This window comes from Bradyrhizobium sp. R2.2-H (assembly GCF_004346455.1).
In the GTDB taxonomy this organism is placed as follows: domain Bacteria; phylum Pseudomonadota; class Alphaproteobacteria; order Rhizobiales; family Xanthobacteraceae; genus Bradyrhizobium; species Bradyrhizobium diversitatis.
On record NZ_SMBR01000010.1, the window covers coordinates 57,360 to 81,504 of the forward strand.

Below are 24,145 nucleotides of genomic sequence, written 5' to 3' on the forward strand. Positions count from 1 at the left end.
ACCTCAGAAATCCGTCGACATCGACAACAGCAGGGTCCGCGGCGCCCCTTGCGCGAGTGCCGAGTAGCTTGCGACGCCAGCCCAGTAATTGGTGTCGAACACGTTCTGAACCAGGGCCCGCAGCGTCACTGGCCGGTTGTTGATCCGCGTGGCGTAGCGGGCACCAAGGTCGAGCCTGGTCCAGGCCGGAACGACCTGCGTGTTTGCGCCATCCAGATATTGGTGCCCGGTATAGACAGCGTTTGCGACCAGCGTCAGTCCCGGTGCGAACGGGGTGTCCCATTCGGTGGACAGATTGGCCTGCACCTGGGGCACGCCGATCGGCGTCTTGCCGAGATTGGCTGCCGTGCTCGTCTTTGTCAGCTCCGCGTCGATCAGCGTCACGCCGCCGAGCACGCGAATTCCCGGCTGCAATTCTCCGAACACGGTGAATTCCACGCCGCGATTGCGCTGTTCGGCATCCGCCCGGTAAATCTTGTCGAGGCCCAGCTGTCCCGAGGGTTTGGTGATCTCGAACAAGCTGATCGTGGTGGCGAGCATGCCGAGATCGACCTTGACGCCCGCTTCCTTCTGCTTGCTGAAATAAGGCGCCAGGACCTCTCCTTGATTGCTCGCCGTCGTCGGAGCGACGTCGCCCTTGCTGAGCCCTTCGATGTAGTTGGCGTAGAGCGAAACGTGGCTCCAGGGCTTGACGACGACGCCGACCATCGGCGTGTACGCCGTCTGGTCGTAGGCGGAGGTCACGGCTCCCGTGGTGGTGTTGTAGTTGTTCGACTTGACGCCCTGTTGCCTGACGCCGACGGTCAGCTGAAGGCGCTCCTGGAAAACCGACATGGTGTCGGCCAGCGCAAGACCGGTCAGCTCGGTGTCCGACAGCTTCGGCACGGTCGCGGGAGCCGGAACGAGCTGCTGGGGACGAGCGATCGGCGCATAGATGTTGGACAGCACCGGCGTGCCGTTCACCGAGCCGCGCGAAACCTCGTCAATGTAATAGCTGCCCTGGAAGGTCACGGCGTGACTGATCGCTGCGGTGTCGAACCGGGCGCGAAGGCCGGCGTCGGCCACGTTCCTGTCGATGTCGAATTTGAACCGTCCCGGCGTCGACGTGGTGTTGCCCGCCGCGTTCAGGATCGTCGGCGTCCCGAACAGACGATCGACCTGCGTCCTGCCACCGCCGGCATCAGCGAACACCGTCACGGCGTCAGTCACATCGTATTCGGCGCGCGCCAGCAGCGAGTTGTCGTGGACCTTGGCCCATTCCCAGGACTGCGTGACATTGCGCCGCCCGACCGGCGCGGTCGGGACGGCGACGCCGGTTGCCACCAGAAACGGCCTCGTGGGCGAGTCGAACTTTTCCTCCTGATCGATGAAGTCGAGCGAGGCTCTGAATTTCTCGCCGCGATAGTCGAACGCCGCGGAGCCGACATGCGCCTCCCGGCTCTGGTTGTCCAGCGGCGTATCGCCGTTGTGATAGCTGCCGTTGACCCGAATGCCGAATTCGCGGTTCTCGCCGAACCGCCGGCTCACGTCGACATGGGTGCCGAGCTGGGTGCTCGTCGCATAGTCGGTCGTGACCCGCGTGAGGTCGACGTCCCCTGCACGCTTCGGAACGATGTTGATGGTGCCGCCGACGCTGCTGTTTGGCGCCATGCCGTAAAGCAGCGCGGTCGGGCCTTTGATGATTTCGATGCGCTCGACGTAGTCGGTGAACACACGGTAGTTCGGCGCAACGCCATAGACGCCGTTGAAGGCAATCTCTCCGACATTCCCCTCGCCGATCGGAAAGCCGCGGATGAAGAAGGAGTCGAGGATGCCGCCAGCCTGGCCGGTGAAACGGACCGAAGGATCGTTGCTGACGACGTCGGCGACGGTGACGGCCTGTTGATCTTCGATCTTCTTCGCCGTGTAGCTCGTGATGTTGAACGGCGTATCCATGAAATCCTTGTTGCCGAGCAAGCCGACCTGGCCTCCACGTGCCACCTGCCCGCCTGCGTAGGTCGGCGGCAGAGCGCCGGGCCTCGCAGCCGTCGGATTAGCTTCCGCCTGCAGCTTAGCCCGATCATTCGCAGGCGCGCCGCGGCCCGCCCTCCTGACTGGATTGGCCCGTGGACGCACGCGCGGCTTCGGCGCGTCTGCGGTGACGGTCACGGCCGGCAACGTGCTTCCCCCCGCCGCCTTGGGCGCGGCGCTCTGCGCGCTGGTGCCGTGCAGGACGCCGTCGCTGCACACGACAATGGAGACCACGGAAACTGCGAAGGCTCTCGGGCTGGCGCACGTCAGAAGCGTCTTGATGCGAGCGGCAACAACGGCAACAGGACGACAAAGCACTTTCGACGACATCGCACCTTCCGATTTCATGAACATGAACGTCGGGGCGAGGTGCCGTGGGAACCTTCGTCGAGTCAACGAAAGTACCCTTGAATCTCAGTAGTTTATAATAAGACAAGATCTAAATCGCGTGAGGGTTGCACAGGGCGACTCTCCACGCAACGTCCGCGCGCACGACGCGAGCTCCTGCCAAGCGCGATGCATGCCGGTCACACGTCGCAACGATGGAGGGATTCGGGCGCCTGCGCCGAAGAACCTGTGGCCGGTGATCGCTCGCGTCCTGCCGACGCGGCACGCGTCCCGGTGATGTGGTCGCCTCTCATCGCTGGAGAGGAAGGCCGCGCCGATCAGAGCCGCAGCATCACTCCGCCGAGGCCTTGGCGTGGCGCTCGGAGGATTCGAGCGCTGCCAGGGTCAGGCTGCGTCGGCGCCAGATGTAGCCGACCACCAGCACGACCACGACGCCGAGCATGGCACAGAGATATTCGCCGCCTGCCCCGCCATGTCCGAACTGCGGCGGGATGCGCAGCGCGCCGAGCATGCTGTCCAGCGAGGTGCCCAGCGGGCCGTCGAGCAGCGTGTGCAGCTTCGGCGCGACGCCCGGGTCGGTCGCGATAACCTCGCCCGCGACCCAGCCGAGCAGCGCCGCACCGGCCCAGACCAGGACCGGCAGCTTTGCGAGCAGCGCCATGATCAGCGCCGCACCGGCGACGATCAGCGGCACGCTGATGGCGAGGCCGAGGATCAGGAGCGGCACGCTGCCATTAGCCGCGGCGGCGACCGCAATGACGTTGTCGAGACTCATGACGATGTCGGCGACCACGACGATCTGGATGGCGTGCCACAGATGCGAGGCGGACTCGACGTCGTCCTCGTCATCGTTTTCCGGCACCAGCAGCTTGGCCGCGATCACGATCAGCGCGAGACCGCCGATGAGCTTGAGGTACGGCAGCCCCATCAGGGTGGCGACGATGCCGGTGAAGATGATTCGCAGCATCACCGCAGCGCCGGCGCCGAAGATCATGCCCCAGAGCCGGTGGCGCGGCGAGAGACCGCGGCAGGCGAGCGCAATCACCAGCGCGTTGTCGCCGGAGAGCAGGATGTTGATCCAGATGATCTTGCCGACCGCAATCCAGAAGGTCGGTTCGGCCATTTCGTTGCGGAACTGGGTGAAGAATGCCCCGATCGTAGCGGGATCGAAGATCTGCCAAAGCCAGTCCACAATCAGTCCTTTCGCCCGTCGTCCCTAACCTGTCGGCCGATCGATCAGCCGACGATCTCGTTGCCCGAGAAGAACTGCGCGATCTCGATCGCGGCCGTCTCCGGCGCATCCGAACCGTGCACCGAGTTCTCGCCGATCGACTTTGCGTAGAGCTTGCGGACGGTGCCCTCGGCAGCCTTGGCCGGATCCGTCGCGCCCATCACCTCGCGGTACTTGGCGATCGCGCCCTCGCCTTCCAGAACCTGAACCACCACCGGGCCGGAGGTCATGAAGGCGACGAGTTCGCCGAAGAACGGGCGCGCCTTGTGGACGGCGTAGAAGGTCTCGGCCTGCTCCTTGGTCATGCGGATGCGCTTCTGCGCGACGATGCGCAGGCCCGCCTTCTCGATCACGGCGTTGACCGCACCGGTCAGGTTACGCTCGGTCGCGTCGGGCTTGATGATCGAGAAAGTGCGTTCGATGGCCATAATGTTGTCCTTGGGAAGAAGAAAGCGGCGGTTCGGAGTTGCGGGGCTTATATCGGCGCCTTCGCCGGACGGCAAGCGACCCGCCGAAACGGTCCGCACAGGCGCTTGCCGCGGGGGCGGCTGCCAATTCCAGCATGGATGACAACGATTTCACCCAGATGAACCCAATCTGAAACCGCCGTCAGGGATCGGTTCAGCTTCACCGGCGTAAGGTCGGACCCATCGAAACCGAAGCCTGATCATCAGGCGGACCGTTTCGGCGGCCTTTCCATCGGCGCGATAGCCCCGCGCCGGCAGTCTTCAGGAGATCACCATGTGGAGGAAACTTTCGCTTGCCGCCGTCGCCGCGGTCGCGCTGGGTGCCGCGCTGGCACCGACCTCGGCCTCCGCGCACTGGCACGGCGGCCGGGGCTGGCACGGCGGCGGCTGGCACCACGGCCACGGCTGGGGCGGACCGCGCTTCTACGCCGGCGGTCCCGTCTCCTACGGTTATGGCGGCTGCTATGTGCGCCGGCTGGTCCCGACCCCCTGGGGACCCCGCTGGCGGCTGATCAACCGCTGCTACTGAGCCCGTCAGCACCTTCCCGAGAGTACCCAAGCCCCCCAGGTACCCTCCAGGAGAAGCCCCGGCGCCCCCTCGCCGGGGCTTTGCCTTGAGCGGAAAAGGCTTGGTTCATACAATTTTTACGAGAATGCCCGGCATCGGCTGCCGCCGGCGAAACTATTTGGGCGGCAATGACTTGGTACCTTGTCCTTACTTTGAGAGCACGGAACCCCGCGATGGCTGGCCTCCTTGCCAATGATAGCGAACAGATCGACCGGCGGACCAGCCGCTCGATTTGCGATGCCGTGGGCGAGCGGCTGCAGCAGAGCCTCCGGCCCGAACCGCGCCTGCCGACCCATCTCGAGCAGCTCCTGAACGAGCTGCAGCGGCGCGAGCGCGAGACGCACTGACGGAAAAACGGGTTGCGTTCGACGCGCCTTGCGGTGACAAGGCCGCATGCTTGCGATCACCGATCTCTCCATCCGTCTCGCCGGACGCCTTTTGATCGACCAGAGTTCCGTGCAGATCACGCCGGGATCACGCGTCGGCCTGGTCGGGCGCAACGGCACCGGCAAGTCGACGCTGTTCAAGGTGATCCGCGGCGAGCTAGCGGCGGAACACGGCTCGGTGACCCTTCCGCCGCGCTGGCGCATCGGCAGCCTCGCGCAGGAAGCGCCGAACGGTCCCGAAAGCCTGATCACGGTCGTGCTCAAGGCCGATCTCGAACGCGATGCGCTGCTCACTGAGGCCGAGCACGCGACCGATCCGCACCGGATCGCCGAGATCCAGACCCGGCTCGTCGACATCGACGCGCATTCGGCGCCGAGCCGCGCCGCCGCGATCCTCTCCGGCCTCGGCTTCTCGGCTGCCGACCAGCTGCGCCCCTGCGCCGAATTCTCCGGCGGCTGGCGCATGCGCGTCGCGCTCGCCGCCACGCTGTTCGCGGCCCCCGACCTTCTGCTGCTCGACGAGCCCACCAACTATCTCGATCTCGAAGGCACGCTGTGGCTGGAGGACCACCTCGCGCACTATCCGCGCACGGTGATCGTGATCAGCCACGACCGCGACCTGCTGGAAAGCTCGGTCGACCAGATCCTGCATCTCGAGCGCGGCAAGCTCACGCTCTACAAGGGCACCTATTCCTCGTTCGAGGAGCAGCGCGCCGCGCGCGAGCTGCTCGACGCGAAGGCGGTCAGGCGCCAGGAGGCCGAGCGTGCGCGCCTGCAGGCCTTCGTCGATCGCTTCAAGGCCAAGGCCTCCAAGGCGCGCCAGGCGCAATCGCGCGTCAAGATGCTGGAGCGGCTGAAGCCGATCACGGCGCTGGTCACCGAGGATGTGCGCGAGATCAGCTTCCCCGCGCCGGAGAAGATCCTGTCGCCGCCGATCATCGCGGTCGACAACGCCTCGGTCGGTTACGATCCGGCGAGCCCGGTGCTGAACCGCGTCACGCTGCGCATCGACAATGACGACCGCATCGCGCTGCTCGGCGCCAACGGCAACGGCAAATCGACGCTGGTGAAACTGCTCGCCGGACGCCTGGCGCCGTTCTCGGGCAAGGTGACGCGCGCGGACAAGCTGTCGATCGCCTATTTCGCGCAGCACCAGCTCGACGAGCTCAACGAGGACGCCTCCGCCTACGATCACGTCCGCAAGCTGATGGGCGATGCGCCGGAGGCGAAAGTGCGCGCCCGCGCCGGCGCGATCGGCTTCTCCGGCAAGGCCGCCGACACCAAGGCCGGCAAATTGTCGGGCGGCGAGAAGGCGCGGCTGTTGCTGGGTCTTGCGACCTTCTTCGGCCCCAACATGATCATCCTGGACGAGCCGACCAACCATCTCGACATCGACAGCCGCGCCGCGCTTGCCGAAGCGATCAACGAATTCCCCGGCGCCGTCATCATGGTCTCGCACGACCGCTACCTGATCGAGGCCTGCGCCGATCGTCTCTGGATCGTCGCCGACCGCACCGTGACCAATTACGACGGCGACCTCGACGAATACCGCCGCCTGGTGCTGTCGGCGCGCAACGCGGACGCCCCGCGCGAGCACAGCGTGCCGGCTGAGAAGCCGCAGCGTCCAAGGTCGGACAATCGCGGCTCGCTGAAGAAGCGCATCGCGGAAGCCGAGGCCGAGATCGCCCGCGTCAGCGAGATCATCACGAAGATCGACACCGCGCTCGCCCTGCCCGACATTTTTACGCGCGATCCCAAGCAGGCCGCGCAATTGTCGAAGGCCCGCGCCAATGCCGCCGACGCGCTGGCGCGCGCGGAGGAGCAATGGCTCGAAGCGAGCACGCAGTTTGACGAGGCGGCGGGCTAGCGTCGCCCCATCAAAACCTCCCTATGCACAGACGTGCGTCCGCAGCCGGCGTCAGACCGCGAGGAGCGCCTGGTGCTGGCGCAGGTGTTTTCGGAAGCGTTCGGCATAGTCTTCGACCACCGCGCCGCTGACGCTGGGACGCACTGCGAGCGCCGACCGCCACGCCGAGACGCGCGGAAGGTCGCCAAAGATCGCCTGCGACACGGCGGGGTCGATGATGCCGAAATAGCGGAAGAGCGGGGCGTAAACTGCATCGACCATGCCGAAATCGGCATCGGAGAAATACGGCCCTGAGCCCAGCTCGGCCTCGATCCGCTCTAGCCGGTCGCGGAACGCTGCCCGCTTGGCGTCCGCGACCGCAGGGTCGGTGGCGTTGAGGAACTGCCAGGCATCGGCGAGGGTCGGCGTGGCGAACTCGATCCACGCGCGCTGCCGGGCGCGCAGCAGCGCATCGTCGGGATACATCGACGCGCCGCCCTGCGCTTCCTCGAGATACTCGCAGATCACCATGCTTTCGAAGAGGATCGCGTCCTCTCCGTCGGCCTGGCGCACCTTGAGCAGCGGGACCTTGCCGGTCGGAGATAGCGCCAGGAACCAGTCGGGCTTGGCCGAGAGGTCGATGTTGATCCGCTCAAACGGCACGCCCTTTTCCAGAAGAACGATCGCGGCGCGTTGGACGAACGGGCAGAGCGGGTGGCTGACGAGTGTCAGGCTCGGGTCGGGCATGATGGCCTCTCTTTCCAGGTGAAAGAGCGACGCGAAGATCAGATCGCCTGACCACCCGAAATGTCGAAGGTCGTGCCGTTCGCCCAGCCCATGTCGTCGGACAGCATGGCCGCGACCGCGCCGCCGATGTCGTCGGGGTGGCCGACACGGCCGAGCGCGATGGTTTGCGCGACAAACGTGTTCACGTTCGCATCGTCGCGGACGATGCCGCCCAGGAAATCGGTTGCGATGGCGCCCGGTGCGATCGCGTTCACGCGGATTTGCCGCGCGCCGAGCTCGACCGCCATGAACTTGGTCAGCGTCTGAAGCGCCGCCTTCGCCGCCGCGTAGAGGCCGTAGCCCGCCATCGTGACGCGCACGAAGCCCGACGAGACATTGAGGATGCGCCCGCCGTTCGCCATCAGCGGCAGCAGCTTTTGCGTCAGGAAGACCGGACCACGCAGATGCGCGCCGATCAGCGAGTCGAACTGTTCCTCGGTGGCCTCGGCGAAAAGCGCGTGCAGACCGTGGCCGGCGTTGTTGACCAAAAAGTCGAACCGCTCACGGTCGAACTCTGTCTTCAACGCGTCGGCGACCCTTGCGGCAAACGCCGGGAAGCTCGCGGTATCACTGACGTCAAGCGCGATCATCACCGCCTTCCCGCCGAGCGCCTCGATCTCCTGGCGCAGCGTGTCGGCCTCTGCCGCGCCGCTGCGATAGGTGCCAATGATGGCGACACCGCGCCGGGCGAGGTGAAGCGCCATGTTGCGGCCGAGGCCGCGGCTGGCGCCTGTGATGAGTGCGATCTGCTTGGTCATGGTCGGTCCTTCATGGGCTGGTCTCCGGAACGCGACACCGCTGCGGCGCCGTTCCGATGCCAACCAGATAGGCTGCCCGGACAGCGCCCCGCCCGCCCAATGCTCTCAATCTATTGCCTGATTGTCTCAAGGTCTTTGCTCGTTCGAAAAACGATGCCATAGAAGGCTCATGACCGAGCATCTCCAGCCGCATCTCGATCTCGCCCTGCGCCACGCGCGGTCGGGGATGACCGTCACGCCGATTCCGCGACTGGAGATCGGCGTGGGGCAAAAGACCTCCGGCACGTCGCCGTGCCTGTACCGCTCGATGATCTGCTTCATCCTGCAGGGGTCGAAGGATGTGGCGATCCACGACAATCTGTTGCGCTACGACTCCGCGCAATATCTCGTCAGCGCGCTGGATCTGCCGCTGAGCGGCCAGATTCACGATGCCGGTGACGGCCGCCCCTATGTTGCGGTGTCGCTCGTCCTCGACCCCGCATTGCTGGCCGAGGTCGCCTCCACCATGCCGCCGGTGCGCGATGCCGACGCGCCCGGCAGCGGGATCGCCATCAACCCGATGACGTCGCCGCTGCGCGACACGCTGCTGCGCCTATTGGCCTTGCTCGACACGCCGGGCGACATTCCGGTTCTGGCCCCGATGGTGGAGCGGGAATTGCTCTATCGTCTCTTGCAGGGACCGCAGGGGCGCCTGCTGCGCCATATCGCACGCCCCGAGGGGGCGCTTGGCCGGATCCGGCGTGCGGTCGAATGGATTCGCGACCACCACAACACGCGGCTGCGGATCGAGGCCCTGTGCGAGGCAAGCGGCATGAGCCGCGCCAGCCTACACCGCCATTTCGTGGCACTGACGGGGCTAAGCCCGATCCAGTATCAGAAGCAGCTTCGATTGCAGGAAGCGCGGCAACTGCTCCTCTCCGGTGACCGAACCGCTTCAGATGTCGCCTTCGCAGTAGGTTACGAAAGCGCCTCACAATTCAGTCGCGAATATGTCCGGCAGTTTGGTGCGCCGCCGGTCCGAGACGTCCGTCAAATCAGGCGCACAATCGGCAGCGTGTCGGCGAATTGATCGCGCATCTCCTCAATCTGATTTTAATGTCGCACCTCCGGACTCAGTCCGCATACTGCCCCGCCGCCTTGATGATCGGCGCCCAGCGGTCGATCTCACTCGTCAGCATCGCGCCCAGCGCCTCGGGCGTCGCCTTGTCCTGCGGGACCGGCTCGGTGTTGATGTCGTTGAACCGTGCGATCAAGGCGGGATCCTTAAGAGCGGTCTGGAGCGCCGCCGTCAGTTTCTGAACGACCGCCGGCGGTGTGCCCTTGGGCGCATAGATGCCGTGCCAGACGCCGAGCTCGAAACCCTTGAGGCCGGCCTCGTCGGCCGTCGGCAGATCGGGCAGGCTCTTCAGCCGCTCCTTGGTGGTGATCGCGTAGGCCTTGACCTGCTTCGCCGTGATCGGCCCGGTGGTGTTGGTGGCCTGATCGCAGGTGAGATCGATCTGCTTGCCGAGCAGATCGTTCATGATGGGACCGTTGCCCTTGTAGGGCACCGTGGTGAGCTGCTTCTGGATCGCCGTCATGAACAGCATGCCGCACAGATGCGATGCGGCGCCGAGCCCGGCATTGGCGTAAGTCAGCTTGTCGCCCTGCTGCTGGGCGTAGGCGACCAGTTCCTTGAGCGTGTCAGCCGGGAAATCGGGACGCGCGATGATGGTCATCGGCGCGTTGGTCACGAGCCCGATCGGCGCAAAGGCGGTCTTGGTGTCATAGCTCAGATTGCGGTACAGCGTAGCGGCAGTCGAGATGCCGACATGATGGATCAGCAGCGTGTAGCCGTCCGGCTGGGCGCGCGCGGCGCGGGTCGTGCCGATGGTGCCGCCGGCGCCGGTCGCGTTCTCGACGATGACCTGCTGTCCCAGGGATTTCGCCATGCCTGCCGCGGTCAGGCGTGCGATGGTGTCGGTCGGCCCGCCCGCGGCGAATGGAACCAGCATGGTGATGGTTCTCGACGGATAGTCCTGCGCGAATGCCGCGCCAAACGGCAAGAGCAGAGCCGATACGAGGGCAATGAACCGCATAGTCTCCTCCGGATTGTTGTTCACACTATCAAAGCGCATTCCGGGCCATCACGAAAGCGACTTCATCAGCAGTGTGGCGATCACGATCATGATCGCGCCGCCAACGCGCGAAAAGCGGCAGGCTCTGAGCTGCAGGCTCGCGACGAGCTCTCTCTCTGGCACCGTGTCATGCCCCGGTCGGATTGAAGACGGGGCTGGTCCGTTGCCGCGCGATGCGCACGCCGCGCCGGATCAGGTCGCGCAATTGCACGAACATCATGGCGGTCATCAATGCGTCGTTGAAGGCATCATGCTGTCCGAGCGGCGGAATGCAGAGGTCGCGCAGCATCGCAGCGAATGACAGGTCGACCGAGGTGTTTGGCGGCGCGTCGCCGTATTTGCGGTCGTAGTAAAGCCGCGACACTTCGATGCGTTCGTTGGGCAGCTCAATGCCCACCAGCGGCAGGATGTACTTGTTCAGCATGGCGATGTCGAAATCGACATAGTAGCCGATCAACGGGCGCGGCCCGATGAAGTGCAGAAAGCTCGGCAGCACCTTCCAGACGATCGGCGCCGCTTCGACGTCGGACCGGCGCAAGTGGTGAATTCTGATCGCCTCCGCCCCGAGCTCCCTGTCAGGGTGGACGATGGCTTCGAAACGCTCGCTGGTCAAAATCCGACTGCCGCGGATCTTGATCGCGGCGATCGCGACAACGTCGTCCGTTCGCACGTTCAGACCGGTGGTCTCGCAATCGATGACGACGAACTCGTCGTCAGGCGCACGGCCGAACATGAAGCGGTAGGATTGGTCGCTCAGGGTCGCTTGGTGCAACAGCCGCTTGATCGCGCGAGGCAGCATTCTAGAACATGCCCAACTTGAAATGATGACCGACGATCTCGCGAAACTTCTTCACCACCTGGAGCGTATCACGCAGGAGGTGGCGTTCCATGCTGGATAGCTGCGCCGGTCGCACCAGTGTCCCCGATGCGCCGGCGGAGGCGGCCAGCTGGCCGTCGAGCCGAAGCATCAGCAGGAACCGGAAGGCCTGTTTCAGGTCGCGTCCAAAATCCGCTTGCAGCACGCCGAGCTCACATAGCCGCGAGATGCGCTTGTCAGTCGAAGTCTCCTGCAGCCCCTGTTCGAGCGCCAGGCTGCGAACGCCGTGCACGATCGGAAAGATGCCACCTTTCTTGAGGTCGAGCGCGTCTCCCGTCCCCTCGGACGTGATCAAATTGTTGAAGAGACCGATCGGCGTCTCGAACGCGTCGACCGCGCGCGCAAAGTGGGCCATGAACGCCTGCTCGCCCCGGGTCATATCGATCAGCGCCGTCTTGGCGTCGTCCAGGAGTTGCTCATCGCCCGCGATCACCTGGGCATCGTAGATGATAGCCACATTCATGTGCCCGGCCTGGTCCGGAAGCACGATCCAGCGGCGCAGGTCTGCGAGATATTCGGAGAGCGGCCTGGACCATGCCGGATTGCGCACCATGATGTCGCCGGGACAGGGTGGAAAGCCGAAGCTCTCGAGAGCGGCGAAGAAGTCGCGGCGGAACGCCTCCAGGATCTCACCCTGCACCGGGCCGGCCAGGATGAGCCCGTTGTCCTGATCGGTCCGTACGGTCTGCTCCCCCCGCCCCTCGCTTCCCATCACGATCAGACAGCTGCCGGTGCGCAGCTTGGCCGGCGCGAGCATGTCAAACAATCGCGACAGCAGGCGCCGGTTGAGATCGGAGACGATCTCCGCAATGACCTCCACCTTGACGCCTTGCCGCCGTAGCACGCGCGTTTGCGTCTCGATCTCGCGCGCTGCGGTGGCAAGGTCCTGCCGGCTCGAGGCGCGATCGATACGGCCGGCGGTGATCTGGGCACTTCCGGCCAGAAATCCCAGAAGGTCGATCTCCTCCAGAATTCCGACGAATTCCTCATCCTCGCGCACGACAAGTCGCCGCTTGTTGTGCTTGGTCATCAGCAGGAGAGCCGAGGAGACGAAATCGTCACGTCGCAAGGACACGATGTCGTAGTTCGCGAGCGTGCCCACCGGGGTCTGGATCGACAGGCGCCTCAGCACCACCGCCTTGGACAGATTCATGCCTGTGACGATGCCGATGCGCTCGCCGTCCCGGACGAACAGCGCATTGCTGTTGATCTCGCGCATCAGGTGACCGGCGGTCTCGATCGTGTCGCTGGCGGCCAGAAACACCGGCGGATGCAGGAACAATTCACCGACCTTGGCATGCATCAACGAGCCGTAACGTCCCGCCTCCTCGTCGTTGGCGAGCTCGTCCAGCTTCTGGGATATCTCGCGGTAAAAGAACGCGGCAAAGCGCGGATTTACCTTGATCAGATCGAGGGCGACCTTCCTGGGGATCACATAGCAGAGCGTCTCGTCGCGGGCGAAGAACTGGTGGCCGCTGTGATCGTGAACGAGCGCGCGACTGTCGAACGTGTCCTTGGGGCCGAGCAATGCGAGCAGGTCGACATCGCTCCGCTCCTCGACGATGCCCTTGATCACGACATAGAGCGCCTCCGCCGGAGCGTCCCGCCGGATGATCGCTTCTCCCGGACTGAAGTAGGCGATGTCGAGCGCGGCCCGCAACGTCTCGGCCTCGTTCGACGTCAGACGATCGAACGGCGGGTTGCTGATATCGAACGCCTTCGGCATTTCGACCTTTCGAAGATGCGGACGATCCACCCGCCGGTCGACCATCTAACGAGTCGCACCGGCGGGGGCGAGCTGACCCGGCCGGTGCAGAGGCGGTGTCCTTGGACCCTCATTCAGTGAGCCGTCGCTGAGGCAGCTCCGATACCGGTCTGGGACCGGACATATTGCGCATCGAAGCCGTCGCGATCGGCCGCGGCACGCTTGCTGCGATCCAGGATCGAGACCAGCCAGATCCCCGCAAAGGCGATGGCCATCGAGAACAGCGCCGGATTGTCCAGCTTGATGGGCGCGGAGCCCTTGGCGAAGCCAAGCGTCACCTCCCAGACTGCCGGCGAGAGCACCACGCCCACGACCGCGCTAATCAGACCGAGGAAGCCGCCGACCACGGCTCCCCGAGTCGTCAGGCCCTTCCAGAAGATCGACGTCACCAGCACGGGGAAATTGCAGGACGCCGCGATGGCGAAAGCAAGGCCGACCATGAAGGCGACGTTCTGGTTCTCGAACACGATGCCGAGGACGATCGCAAGTACGCCAAGCACCAGTGTCGCGATCTTCGACACGCGGATCTCGTCCTGCTCATTCGCGTTGCCGCCCTTGATCACCATGCCGTAGAGATCGTGGCTGATGGACGATGCCCCCGCCAGAGCCAGCCCTGATACGACGGCCAGGATCGTGGCGAAGGCGACGGCCGAAATGAAGCCAAGGAACAGATTGCCGCCCACGGCATTCGCGAGGTGAATCGCCGCCATGTTGGAGCCGCCCTTGATCGCCGCGATTCCGCTCTTGGTCTTCTCGAGGATGCTCCCGTCCAGGAACATCGCATCGGTCGAAACCAGCGTGATCGCGCCGAAGCCGATGATGAAGGTCAGGATGTAGAAATAGCCGATGAAACCCGTGGCGTAGAAAACCGACTTACGGGCGGCCTGGGCGTCCTTCACGGTGAAGAAGCGCATCAGGATGTGAGGCAGGCCCGCCGTTCCGAACATCAGCGCCAGGCCGAGCGAGACAGCGGAGAGCGGATTGGAGATCAGGGTGCCGGGCTCCATGATCGCGAGCTTCTTGGGATGCACTTCGGTTGCCTTGGCGAACAGCGCTTCCGGACTGAACCCGAACTTGTAGAGAACGGCGCCGGCCATGAACGTCGCTCCCGAGAGCAACAGCACCGCCTTGATGATCTGCACCCACGTCGTCGCCTTCATTCCACCGAACGTCACGTAGATCATCATCAGTCCCCCGACCAGGACGACTGCGATCCAGTAATCAAGACCGAACAACAGCTGGATCAGCTTGCCGGCCCCGACCATCTGCGCGATCAGGTAGAATGCAACGGTCACCAGCGAGCCGCACGCCGCCAGAATCCGGATCTCGGTCTGCCCGAGGCGAAATGAGGTGACGTCGGCAAAGGTGAACTTTCCGAGATTGCGCAACTGCTCGGCGATCAGGAAGGTGACGATCGGCCATCCCACGAGCCAGCCGACGGAGTAGATCAGGCCGTCGTAGCCGGAGGTGTAGACGAGACCCGATATGCCGAGGAACGACGCCGCCGACATGTAGTCGCCTGCGATCGCAAGTCCGTTCTGGAATCCCGTGATTCCGCCGCCGGCCGAGTAGAAATCCGCAGCCGACGCGGTCCGCTTGGCGGCCCAATAGGTGATGACGAGCGTCAGGCCGACGAACCCGACGAACATGCCGATCGCCGCCCAGTTGGTCGCCTGCTTCGAGCCGCCCTCGACCGCGCCGGCCGCGAGCGCGATGGTGGGAATGCTTGCGAGCAGAATGACCGGTAGCCAGGTGAATTTCTTCACGAGCGGTTCTCCTCGACGATTTTGCGGATGAGCACGTCGTAGCTGGAGTTCGCCTGACGGACGTAGATGCCCGTCAGCACGAAGGCGAGCACGATGACGGACAGTCCAATCGGAATACCGATCGTCGTCACGCCGGTGCCCAGCGGTATTCCCAGGAACTTGGGAGCGTAGGCCACCAGCAGGATGAAGCCGAAATAGATGACAAGCATGATCGCCGACAGCAGCCAGCCCAGCGACGAGCGCCGGCGCACGAGCTCCTGGTAATTCGGATCGCGTTCAATCTTTGCGAGGTTGCTCACGTCAATGATCCCTGGAATGTTCCTCTGAAAATTCTGACGGCAGCCCTTCTGTCGGGGAGTTGTCCCAGCCTGCACTGACGGCCGAGCGGGCTCCATGATCCAGATCAAGAGCGATCGATCCCGCTGCGATGTGTCCGCAGGGCCGTCCGTGCGTCCGACGCGAGACAGAGAGGCGATGGCTCGGGAACTATCCGCGCCTGCCGGCCAAATGGCCCGTGTCGCTTCCGCGCATTTGGGATTAGGCTGGACGGAATTTGCATCAGCGCATCGCGGATGACCCGGCTCCACGATCGAGGACGATCGGCATTTTCTGCCCAAGCAATTTCCAGCTCAAGCGATTTCCAGCCCAAGCGATCTGCAAGCAAGGGAATGATGAAGGGATAGCTCAAATGTCGACACCCGAACCGATCAAGTTCACCGACGGCGCAGCTTACGAACGCTTCATGGCGCCCTGGAGCCGATCGGCCGGGGCAATTTTCCTGGATTGGCTGGCGCTGAGACCAAGTCTGTCGTGGGTCGACGTCGGCTGCGGAAACGGCGCGTTCACGGAGATGATCCTCGCCGGAGCTGCTCCCTCGCACGTGAGCGCGATCGATCCGTCCGAAGCTCAGATCGCAGCGGCACAGCAACGGATATCGGCGAAGCAGGTCGAGCTTTCGGTTGGCGATGCATTGGCGCTTCCCTACGACGATGCGCGCTTCGATGCGGCTATCATGGCGCTGGTGCTGTTTTTCGTGCCCGATCCCAAAAAAGGTGCGGCCGAATTGGTGCGCGTGACCAAGCCCGGCGGCATGGTCGCGTCCTACACCTGGGACATCACGCGCGGTGGCACGCCGACACAGCCCTTGTGGGAGGAACTGGATGCCATGGGCCAGCCGACGGCGCGTCCGCCGAGCGCGGATATCTCGCGTTTTGCGGCCTTGAAGGCACTCTGGGTAGAGCTGGGCCTCCGCGATGTCGAAACCCGCGAACTCGTCGTCGAGCGGACGTTTGCGAACTTCGACGATTATTGGCTGTCGATGGTCGTGAGCAGTCCGACCGGCGTCGTGGGAAAGCTGTCCGATGCAGAGAGCGCCGAGTTGAAACGCCGGCTGCAAGACAGACTTCCGGCAAGCGCGACGGGAGCGATCACGGTCCACGCCTGGGCGACGGCGATCAAAGGGCGAAAAGCCGCGTGACGCGCGGCCCTTACGTCGCCGCCTTCTTCGACTTCGGCTTGGCCGCCCTCGGCACCGGTTGCGGCTCGGGATTGCCCTCGATCGAGGACAGGCGGCCGGAGGTGAACGTGTAGATGCCCGCGCGCGGGCCGGTGGTCCAGGTCACGACGGCGACGCGTCGGCCGATGGCGTCGGTGGACAGGTTGACGTTCGAAGGCGCGCCGATGCCGCGCACCACGTCGCACTCGGTATGCCCGAGCGCGACCGTGCCGCCCATCGGTGCGGGGGCCGTCGTCGACGCATTGGCGTCGGCGGGCCCGGGAGGCGGGGCCATGCCCGGACAGGCGCCGTCGGCGCTGACGAGGTCCTCGGCTCCCACCGGCTTGTCAGGCGTGAGCGGCGGCGATTCGATCGAGATGTTCTTGATGAAGAGACGGCCCGGCTTCTGGAACCATTCTGCGTCCTTCGACAGCAGATCGGTCCCCGAGCAGCCCGCGAGCAGCGGTGCTACGGCGGCCAACGCAATCATGAGCGAGCCGGGAAGCTTTTGATGTCGCACGATAAACTAATTCCCCGCCTGAAGGACCAGCCCTAAACGATTGTCCCAACATCCCTTTGCGGCACGAAGGTGGCCGAAGCCAGCATCGTTCACAAACTGCAAATTATCATTAATTGCCGACGGCCGCTAATTCCGCTTCTGCCACCGGCCCCGCTCGTCGGCCTGCCAGTAGGTGACATCAAATCCCCGCGCCTTGCAATCGGTCCAGGCCGCGCGGGCGAGCGCAAGCGCATCCGGATCGTCGCCGTCGAACAGCAGGACCATGCGCTCATAGCCCTGCGAGTCCTCCGGCAGTACGGCATTGTCGATCAGGAAGCGGACATTGGCACCGTTGGGATTGCCCCCCTCGATCGCCAGCACGATCGGCTGATCGGCGACGTCGTTCACCCGCCACGTCGCGTGCGGCAGGAAGGAATCGTCGCGATAGGTCCACAAATGCGAATCGAGCGCATCGGCGCGTTCCTCCGAGTTCGACTGCACCACGACGCGCCAGCCGCGCTCGAGCGATTTCTCGAGAAGCGGCGGCAACACATTCTCCACCGTCATGTTTTGCAGATGGTAGAACAATACTTCAGTCATCTCGGGTCATTTGCGCTCGTAATGATCGGAGACCAGGCGATCGAGCAGGCGGACGCCGTAACCGCTTCCCCAGCTCTGGTTGATGTCGGTCTTCGGCGCGCCCATGGCGGTGCCTGCGATGTCGAGATGCGCCCAGGGCGTGCCGTCGACGAAGCGCTGGAGGAACTGCGCCGCAGTGATCGAGCCGCCATGGCGGCCGCCGGTGTTCTTCATGTCGGCAAACTGGGAATCGATCAGCTTGTCGTATTCGGGGCCGAGCGGCATCCGCCAGACCTTCTCCCCACTCTCGACGCCGGCCACGAGCAGCCGGTCGGCGAGTTCGTCATTGTTGGAGAACATGCCGGCGTGTTCGGTGCCGAGCGCCACCATGATCGCGCCGGTCAGCGTCGCCAGATCCACCATGAATTTCGGCTTCATCTTCTTGGCGACGTACCAGAGCACGTCGGCGAGCACGAGGCGGCCCTCCGCGTCGGTATTGATGATCTCGATGGTCTGACCGGACATCGAGGTGACGATGTCGCCCGGCCGCTGGGCGTTGCCGTCGGGCATGTTCTCGACGAGGCCGATGGCGCCCACGACGTTGACCTTGGCTTTACGCGCAGCGAGCGCATGCATCAGGCCGACGACGCAGGCCGCGCCCCCCATGTCGCCCTTCATGTCCTCCATGCTGCCGGCCGGCTTGATCGAGATGCCGCCGGTGTCGAAACAGACGCCCTTGCCGACGAAAGCGACCGGTGCCTCGCCCTTCCTGGCCCCGTCCCAGCGCATGATCACGGTGCGGCTCGGCCGCGCCGAGCCCTGGCCGACGCCGAGCAGTGCGCCCATGCCGAGCTTCTGCATCGCCTTGACGTCGAGCACCTCGACCTTGACGCCGAGCTTGCGGAGCTGACCGGCGCGGCGCGCGAACTCTTCGGGGAAAAGCACGTTCGGCGGCTCGTTGACGAGGTCGCGCGCGATGATCACGCCGTCGATGACGTGGGCGGCCGAGGCAAACGCCTTCTTCGCAGCACCGGCATCGCCCACCGCAAGCGAGATGTCGGCGCGCGAGCCGCCCTCCTCGCCCTCCTTCTTCTTCGTCTTGTAACGGTCGAACTTGTAGGTGCGTAAGCGAAGGCCCGAGGCGATCGCCACCGCCTGCTCGCTCGTCATCGCGCCGCCGGGCAGCTCGGCCATGATGGTCATGGCGCTGGTGCCGGAGGGCAGCTTGCTCGCGGCCACCCCGCCGAATTTGAGGAAATCGTTCGCCTTCAGGCCGGTCGCTTTGCCGGCGCCGATCACGATCAGCCGGGTCGCCTTCACGCCCTCCGGCGCCAGAATGTCGAGCGCGGCCGCGCTCTTGCCTCTGAAGGCGGCGGCGGCCGCCGCACGCTTCACAAGATCGACAGCGCCGCCCAGCGCCTTGGCCGTCGCGGGACCGAGCTTCAGGCCGTCATCGCAGAACACCACCAGGATGCCACGGGGGGCGGCAGACAAAGGGACAAAGCCGACCTTGATGGCATCGGACATGGGTAACTCCTTTAATGCATGAAACTTTTCGCCCGTTCGGCGGCGCCGGTCCCAGCCGAAGCTGAACGGCGATTCACTGGGGCTTGCCCTACTATGGGCCAGCCGGCTGCCCGATGCCAAGCGCCGCCGTGGCCGCCCGGCCACAACCAGCGAAATATTAACCATATATTGAAGGTGCCACGGGGCAGCCATTTTGTTGACGGATCAAAGGGATGGTAGTGAGAAAGTGAACCACCGGAAGAGCTGATGGCCAACCTTGGGGATCCCCTGATCGGGGATTGGTTGGACAGCCGGAATTCTGGTCGACATCGGGGCTGATGGGGATTCGTGCGGTAGCGCATGGGGTCGATCGATAGGTATATTTTCCGCACGACGCTGGCGTCGTTTGCGCTGGTCCTGGTCAGCCTCACCGGCGTGATCTGGATTACGCAGGCGTTGCGCGGCATCGACCTGATGACGAGCCAGGGTCAGACCATCCTCACCTTCCTCGGCATCACCAGCCTGGTCATCCCGGCCCTGGTCCTGATCATCTCGCCGATCGCGCTGATGATCGCGATCTCGCACACGCTCAACAAGCTCGCGACCGATTCCGAGATCATCGTGATGAATGCCGCCGGCTTCTCGCCGTTCCGGCTGTTCTATCCGTTCTTCTATGCCACCTGCGTGGTGGCGCTGCTGGTTGCCTTCATCGCGGCCTATCTCGCCCCCGACGGCATGCGGCGGATCAAGCAATGGGACGCCGAGATCACCGCGGACGTGCTCACCAACATCCTCCAGCCCGGCCGCTTCGCCCAGCTCGACAAGAACCTCACGATCCGGATCCGCGAGCGCCTGCCCGGCGGCATCCTCGCCGGCATCTTCATCGACGACCGCCGCGATCCCAACGAGCGCGTCTCGATCGTGGCCGAGCATGGCGAGGTCGTGAAGAACGAGACCGGCTCGTTCCTGGTGCTGGAGACCGGCAATCTGCAGCGCTTCGAGGCGGGCAAGCGCGATCCCGCGCTGGTGGCCTTCGGCCGCTACGGCTTCGACATGTCGAAGTTCTCGGGCCAGGGCCGCGACGTCACCCTCGGCATCCGTGAACGCTATCTCTGGGAGCTGTTCTCGCCGTCCGAGGACGATCCAGTCTACAAGCAGATCCCCGGCCAGTTCCGCTCGGCCCTGCACGACAGCATCCTGGCGCCGGTCTATCCCTTCGCCTTTGCGGTACTGACCTTCGCCTTCCTGGGCGCGCCTCGCACCACCCGCCAGAGCCGCAATTTCTCGATCGGATCCTCGATCATCGCGGTGTTCGGCCTGCGCATGGCCGGCTTCGCCTGCTCGGTGATGGCGGTGAAATCTCCGGGCGCGGTGCTGGCCCAATACGCGATGGTCATGGGCGCCATCGGCGTCGGGCTGTGGATGATCGTCGGCGGCTTCGTGGTCGAGCCGCCCCCTGGCCTGATGGAGGCCATCAACAGGTCGAACGCACGGATCGCGCGGCTGTTCGGACGCCCGGCCGCCGCATGAGCATGCTCACCAACACACTCGGGCGCTATTTCGCCGGCCGTTTCGTGGTGGCGGCGCTCGGCGTGTTCGCCAGCATCTTCCTGCTGCTGGTGCTGGTCGACTACATCGAGATGGTGCGCAAGACCTCGGGCCTCGCCTCCGCCTCCGCGATCATGGTGGCCGAGACCTCGCTGTTCCGGGTGCCGCAGCTGCTGGAGAAGCTGACGCCGTTCTGCATGCTGATCGGCGCCATGACCTGCTATCTCGCCCTCTCCCGCCGGCTCGAGCTCGTGGTGGCGCGCGCCGCCGGCATCTCCGCATGGCAGTTCATCTCGCCGGCGCTCGGCAGCGCGCTCTTGATCGGGGTGATCGCCACCGTCGCCTACAATCCGATGTCGGCCAATTTGCGCGAAGCCTCCAAGCGCATGGAAGCCGAGCTGTTCGGCTCGGCGCCCGGCGGCGGCATCCAGGACGCCTCCGGCTTCTGGCTCAACCAGAAGACCAGCGACGGCCAGACCATCATCAATGCCGCGCGCAGCGAGCAGCAGGGCCTCCGGCTGACCGGGCTGACGCTGTTCCGCTTTGACCCCGACCAGCACTTCAAGGAACGGGTCGAGGCGCGCGAGGCGACGCTCGAGGCCGGCCGTTGGCTGTTCAAGGGCGTCCGCCGCTTCTCGCTGGACGCGCCGCCGATCGAGCAGGCCAGCCTGGAGATTCCCACCACGCTGACCGAGGCGCAGGTCCGCAACAGCTTTTCCACACCCGAGACTGTGTCTTTTTGGCAACTACCGAGCTACATCCGCTCCTCCGAGAGCTCGGGCTTCGCGACAGCCGGTTACCGACTCCAGTATCAGAAGCTTCTGGCACAGCCGTTTTTGCTTGCGGCCATGGTGATGCTCGCGGCCTCCGTGTCGTTGCGCTTCTTCCGGATGGGCGGCGTGCAGAAGATGGTTTTGAGTGGCGTGGGCGCAGGCTTTCTGCTCTACGTTCTGTCGAAAGTAACTGAGGATTTGAGCAAGGCTGAGTTGATGCATCCGATCGCTGCGGCGTGGTTGCCCGTTGTGGTGGGCGGCCTCACCGGCTTTTTGGCCTTGCTCTATCAGGAGGACGGATAGTGACTGCCGTCCACCGAGGGCTCGTGTCTCGTTTGACGCGGCGCATGTTGGTGCGTGCGGACGGGTGCGGCTGGTCCATTCGCAGGCTCCTGCTCGCTGTCGCCGCTGCCGCCTCGCTCGGCGGGCTGATCGGCGCTGCCACCGTGGCGCCGGCCAGCGCCCAGAGCTTCACCTACAATCCGCTGCCGCCGCGTCCGAAGCCGCAGAGGGTCGCCAACGACAACCAGATGCTGGTTCAGGCGACCGAGGTCGACTACGACTACAACAATTCGCGCGTCTCCGCGGTTGGTAACGTCCAGCTGTTCTACAACGGCACCAGCGTCGAGGCCGACCGGGTCATCTACGACCAGAAGACCAAGCGGCTTCATGCCGAAGGCAACATCCGCATGACGGATGCCGACGGCAAGATCACCTATGCCGAGATCCTGGACCTCTCCGACGATTACCGCGACGGTTTCGTCGATTCGCTGCGCGTGGACACGGCCGACCAGACCCGCATGGCCGCGAGCCGCGCCGACCGCTCCAGCGGCAACTACACGGTGTTCGAGAACGGCGTCTACACGGCCTGCGCGCCGTGCAAGGACGATCCGAAGAAGCCGCCATTGTGGCAGGTCAAGGGTGCGCGCATCATCCACGACCAGCAGGAGAAGATGCTGTATTTCGAGACCGCACAGCTCGAATTCTTCGGCGTGCCGCTCGCCTACATGCCCTATTTCTCGACGCCCGACCCGACCGTGAAGCGGAAGAGCGGCTTCCTGATCCCGGGTTATATTTCCGGCACGGACAACACGGGCTATGGCGTCGAGGTTCCCTATTATTGGGCGATCGCGCCCGACATGGACGCAACCTTCACCCCGCGCATCCTGTCGCGGCAAGGCGTGCTGCTGCAGGGCGAATTCCGACAGCGCCTGATCGACGGCGCCTACCAGATCCGCGCGTACGGCATCAACCAGCTCGATCCCGGAGCGTTTGCCGGGCTACCCGGCGACCGCGAGTTCCGCGGCGCCGTCGACACCAAGGGTCAGTTCGCATTGAACGACAAATGGGTCTGGGGCTGGGACGGCGTCCTGATGTCCGACTATTATTTCTTCTCGGACTACCGGCTCTATCAGTACCGCGACCCGCTCGGCTCGTTCCTGCTGCTGCCGACGGAAGCGCTGTCGCAGCTCTATTTGACCGGCGTCGGCAACCGCAGCTTCTTCGATGCGCGCACGATGTACTGGCTGAGCTATTCGGGCAACCAGAGCCAGGTGCCGATCGTCTATCCGGTGATCGACTACTCCAACGTGCTCAACTATCCGGTGTTCGGCGGCGAGTTCAGCTACAAGACCAATTTCGTGAACCTGTCGCGTGACGATGCGGTGTTCGATCCGATCACGACGGTCGCCAACACCAGCAGCCTGTGCACCACGGCGTCGGCCGATCCGCTGGCCCGTACGCCCTCGCAGTGCCTGCTGCGCGGCTTCCCCGGCACCTACACCCGCCTCACGGCGGAGGCGCAGTGGCGCAAATCCTTCACCGATCCGCTCGGCCAGATCTGGACGCCGTTCGCCAGCCTGCGCGCCGACGCGATCAACTCCTCGGTCTCCAACCAGCCTGGCGTGTCGAACTACCTGCCCGTCGGCGACACCCAGGCGTTCCGCCTGATGCCGACCGTAGGCCTGGAGTACCGCTATCCGTTCATCAACATCCAGCCCTGGGGCTCGACCACCGTCGAGCCGATCGCTCAGATCATCATCCGCCCGAACGAGACCTATGCCGGCAAGCTGCCGAACGAGGACGCCCAGAGCATGGTGTTCGACGCCTCGAACCTGTTCAGCGTGGACAAGTTCTCCGGCTACGACCGCGTCGAGGGCGGCGGCCGCGCCAATGTCGGCGTGCAGTCCACCACGCAGTTCGACCAGGGCGGCGCCGTCAAGGTGCTGTTCGGCCAGTCCTACCAGCTGTTCGGCCTGAACTCTTTCGCGGTCCAGGACACCATCAATACCGGCCTGGATTCCGGCCTCGACAAGCCGCGGTCCGATTACGTCGCGAGCGCCAGCTATTCGCCCAACAGCACCTACACGTTCAGCGTCCGCTCCCGCATGGACGAGCAGACCTGGAACGTGCAGCGCTTCGAGGCGGAAGGCCGCGCCAACTTCAACCGCTGGTCGGTCAGCATGCTGTACGGAAACTACGCGGCCCAGCCGGAACTCGGCTATCTGACCCGCCGCGAGGGCATCCTGACCACGGGCTCGCTGAAGATCGCGACCAACTGGGTGGTGTCGGGCTCGGCGCGCTGGGACCTCGAGGCCAACAAAATCAACCAGTATGTGGTCGGGGCCGGCTATGTCGACGATTGCTTCGTGCTGGCGGCGAACTATGTAACTTCGTATAGCTATTCGGCGGGCACCGCACCGCCCGTGCTGAGCCACGCGTTCATGTTCCAAATCGGCCTGCGCACGCTGGCGAACTCGTCGACGACCAGCGGTCCCACCGGCCTCCAGTGAACGGTTTGAAGTGCCGGCCGCGTATGCC

General features: G+C 64.6%; 21 protein-coding genes. 8 read left to right on the forward strand and 13 right to left on the reverse strand.

All coding sequences use genetic code 11. The annotated features are described in order from the left end of the window. Positions 1–3: 3 nt before the first annotated feature. The 3 genes from EDE08_RS24960 to ndk form a co-directional block, all read right to left on the reverse strand. Positions 4–2,244 (reverse strand): TonB-dependent receptor, encoded by a 2,241-nt coding sequence (locus EDE08_RS24960; protein WP_502700636.1) that lies wholly within the window; start codon positions 2,242–2,244, stop codon positions 4–6. Between the two features lie 445 nt (positions 2,245–2,689). Further along, positions 2,690–3,550 (reverse strand): TerC family protein, encoded by an 861-nt coding sequence (locus tag EDE08_RS24965; protein WP_131871577.1) that lies wholly within the window; start codon positions 3,548–3,550, stop codon positions 2,690–2,692. A 44-nt stretch (positions 3,551–3,594) separates the two neighbouring features. Further along, complete coding sequence (ndk, locus tag EDE08_RS24970) at positions 3,595–4,017, reverse strand: nucleoside-diphosphate kinase (protein ID WP_035670008.1); 423 nt, start codon at positions 4,015–4,017, stop codon at positions 3,595–3,597. Positions 4,018–4,330: 313 nt separating this feature from the next. On the opposite strand from ndk, the gene EDE08_RS24975 reads away from it, so the two are divergent. From EDE08_RS24975 to EDE08_RS24980, 3 genes are all read left to right on the forward strand, one after another. After that, positions 4,331–4,585, forward strand: coding sequence for a hypothetical protein (locus tag EDE08_RS24975; protein ID WP_028178706.1), 255 nt, complete (start codon positions 4,331–4,333; stop codon positions 4,583–4,585). Between the two features lie 212 nt (positions 4,586–4,797). Beyond that, positions 4,798–4,971, forward strand: coding sequence for a hypothetical protein (locus tag EDE08_RS38610; protein WP_165936166.1), 174 nt, complete (start codon positions 4,798–4,800; stop codon positions 4,969–4,971). A gap of 46 nt (positions 4,972–5,017) precedes the next feature. Then, positions 5,018–6,877, forward strand: coding sequence for an ABC-F family ATP-binding cassette domain-containing protein (locus EDE08_RS24980; RefSeq protein ID WP_131871576.1), 1,860 nt, complete (start codon positions 5,018–5,020; stop codon positions 6,875–6,877). Positions 6,878–6,928: 51 nt separating this feature from the next. On the opposite strand, the gene EDE08_RS24985 is transcribed toward EDE08_RS24980, so the two are convergent. Next, positions 6,929–7,603 (reverse strand): glutathione S-transferase family protein, encoded by a 675-nt coding sequence (locus tag EDE08_RS24985; RefSeq protein WP_131871575.1) that lies wholly within the window; start codon positions 7,601–7,603, stop codon positions 6,929–6,931. 38 nt (positions 7,604–7,641) lie between these two features. Next, positions 7,642–8,400, reverse strand: coding sequence for an SDR family NAD(P)-dependent oxidoreductase (locus tag EDE08_RS24990; RefSeq protein WP_131871574.1), 759 nt, complete (start codon positions 8,398–8,400; stop codon positions 7,642–7,644). Positions 8,401–8,569: 169 nt separating this feature from the next. Here EDE08_RS24990 and EDE08_RS24995 point away from each other — a divergent pair, with 169 nt between their 5' ends. After that, entirely contained in the window at positions 8,570–9,469 is a 900-nt protein-coding gene (locus tag EDE08_RS24995; protein WP_131871573.1) for an AraC family transcriptional regulator, read from the forward strand. A gap of 43 nt (positions 9,470–9,512) precedes the next feature. Here EDE08_RS24995 and EDE08_RS25000 read toward each other — a convergent pair whose 3' ends face one another. The 5 genes from EDE08_RS25000 to EDE08_RS25020 all read right to left on the reverse strand — a co-directional run bounded on the left by EDE08_RS25000 (position 9,513) and on the right by EDE08_RS25020 (position 15,224). Continuing rightward, the gene (locus tag EDE08_RS25000) at positions 9,513–10,478 is read right to left on the reverse strand and encodes a tripartite tricarboxylate transporter substrate-binding protein (protein ID WP_131871572.1); all 966 of its coding nucleotides are present in this window, start codon (positions 10,476–10,478) and stop codon (positions 9,513–9,515) included. A 166-nt stretch (positions 10,479–10,644) separates the two neighbouring features. Continuing rightward, complete coding sequence (locus EDE08_RS25005; protein WP_131871571.1) at positions 10,645–11,316, reverse strand: 3'-5' exonuclease; 672 nt, start codon at positions 11,314–11,316, stop codon at positions 10,645–10,647. A 1-nt stretch (position 11,317) separates the two neighbouring features. Next, on the reverse strand, positions 11,318–13,120 hold the full coding sequence (locus EDE08_RS25010; protein WP_131871570.1) for a putative nucleotidyltransferase substrate binding domain-containing protein: 1,803 nt from the start codon (positions 13,118–13,120) through the stop codon (positions 11,318–11,320). 113 nt (positions 13,121–13,233) lie between these two features. Beyond that, a complete protein-coding gene (locus tag EDE08_RS25015) occupies positions 13,234–14,925 on the reverse strand; it encodes a cation acetate symporter (protein WP_131871569.1) in 1,692 nt (563 codons plus the stop codon). Then, positions 14,922–15,224 (reverse strand): DUF485 domain-containing protein, encoded by a 303-nt coding sequence (locus EDE08_RS25020; RefSeq protein ID WP_131871568.1) that lies wholly within the window; start codon positions 15,222–15,224, stop codon positions 14,922–14,924. The genes EDE08_RS25015 and EDE08_RS25020 overlap by 4 nt, the downstream gene beginning before the upstream one ends. A gap of 254 nt (positions 15,225–15,478) precedes the next feature. On the opposite strand from EDE08_RS25020, the gene EDE08_RS25025 reads away from it, so the two are divergent. Further along, positions 15,479–16,402, forward strand: coding sequence for a class I SAM-dependent methyltransferase (locus EDE08_RS25025; protein ID WP_245524883.1), 924 nt, complete (start codon positions 15,479–15,481; stop codon positions 16,400–16,402). 10 nt (positions 16,403–16,412) lie between these two features. Here EDE08_RS25025 and EDE08_RS25030 read toward each other — a convergent pair whose 3' ends face one another. The 3 genes from EDE08_RS25030 to EDE08_RS25040 all read right to left on the reverse strand — a co-directional run bounded on the left by EDE08_RS25030 (position 16,413) and on the right by EDE08_RS25040 (position 19,025). Then, complete coding sequence (locus tag EDE08_RS25030) at positions 16,413–16,901, reverse strand: hypothetical protein (protein WP_165936178.1); 489 nt, start codon at positions 16,899–16,901, stop codon at positions 16,413–16,415. 165 nt (positions 16,902–17,066) lie between these two features. Continuing rightward, complete coding sequence (locus EDE08_RS25035) at positions 17,067–17,519, reverse strand: DNA polymerase III subunit chi (protein WP_131871566.1); 453 nt, start codon at positions 17,517–17,519, stop codon at positions 17,067–17,069. A gap of 6 nt (positions 17,520–17,525) precedes the next feature. After that, complete coding sequence (locus EDE08_RS25040) at positions 17,526–19,025, reverse strand: leucyl aminopeptidase (protein WP_131871565.1); 1,500 nt, start codon at positions 19,023–19,025, stop codon at positions 17,526–17,528. Between the two features lie 339 nt (positions 19,026–19,364). Between EDE08_RS25040 and lptF the strand changes: the two genes are divergently transcribed. From lptF to EDE08_RS25055, 3 genes are read left to right on the forward strand one after another with little or no spacing between them, the layout of a single operon-like run. Further along, a complete protein-coding gene (gene lptF, locus EDE08_RS25045; protein ID WP_131871564.1) occupies positions 19,365–20,534 on the forward strand; it encodes an LPS export ABC transporter permease LptF in 1,170 nt (389 codons plus the stop codon). Then, complete coding sequence (lptG, locus tag EDE08_RS25050) at positions 20,531–21,628, forward strand: LPS export ABC transporter permease LptG (RefSeq protein WP_131871563.1); 1,098 nt, start codon at positions 20,531–20,533, stop codon at positions 21,626–21,628. Before lptF ends, lptG begins: the two co-directional genes overlap by 4 nt. Positions 21,629–21,672: 44 nt before the next feature. Then, positions 21,673–24,117 (forward strand): LPS-assembly protein LptD, encoded by a 2,445-nt coding sequence (locus tag EDE08_RS25055; protein ID WP_245524884.1) that lies wholly within the window; start codon positions 21,673–21,675, stop codon positions 24,115–24,117. Positions 24,118–24,145 lie beyond the last annotated feature (28 nt).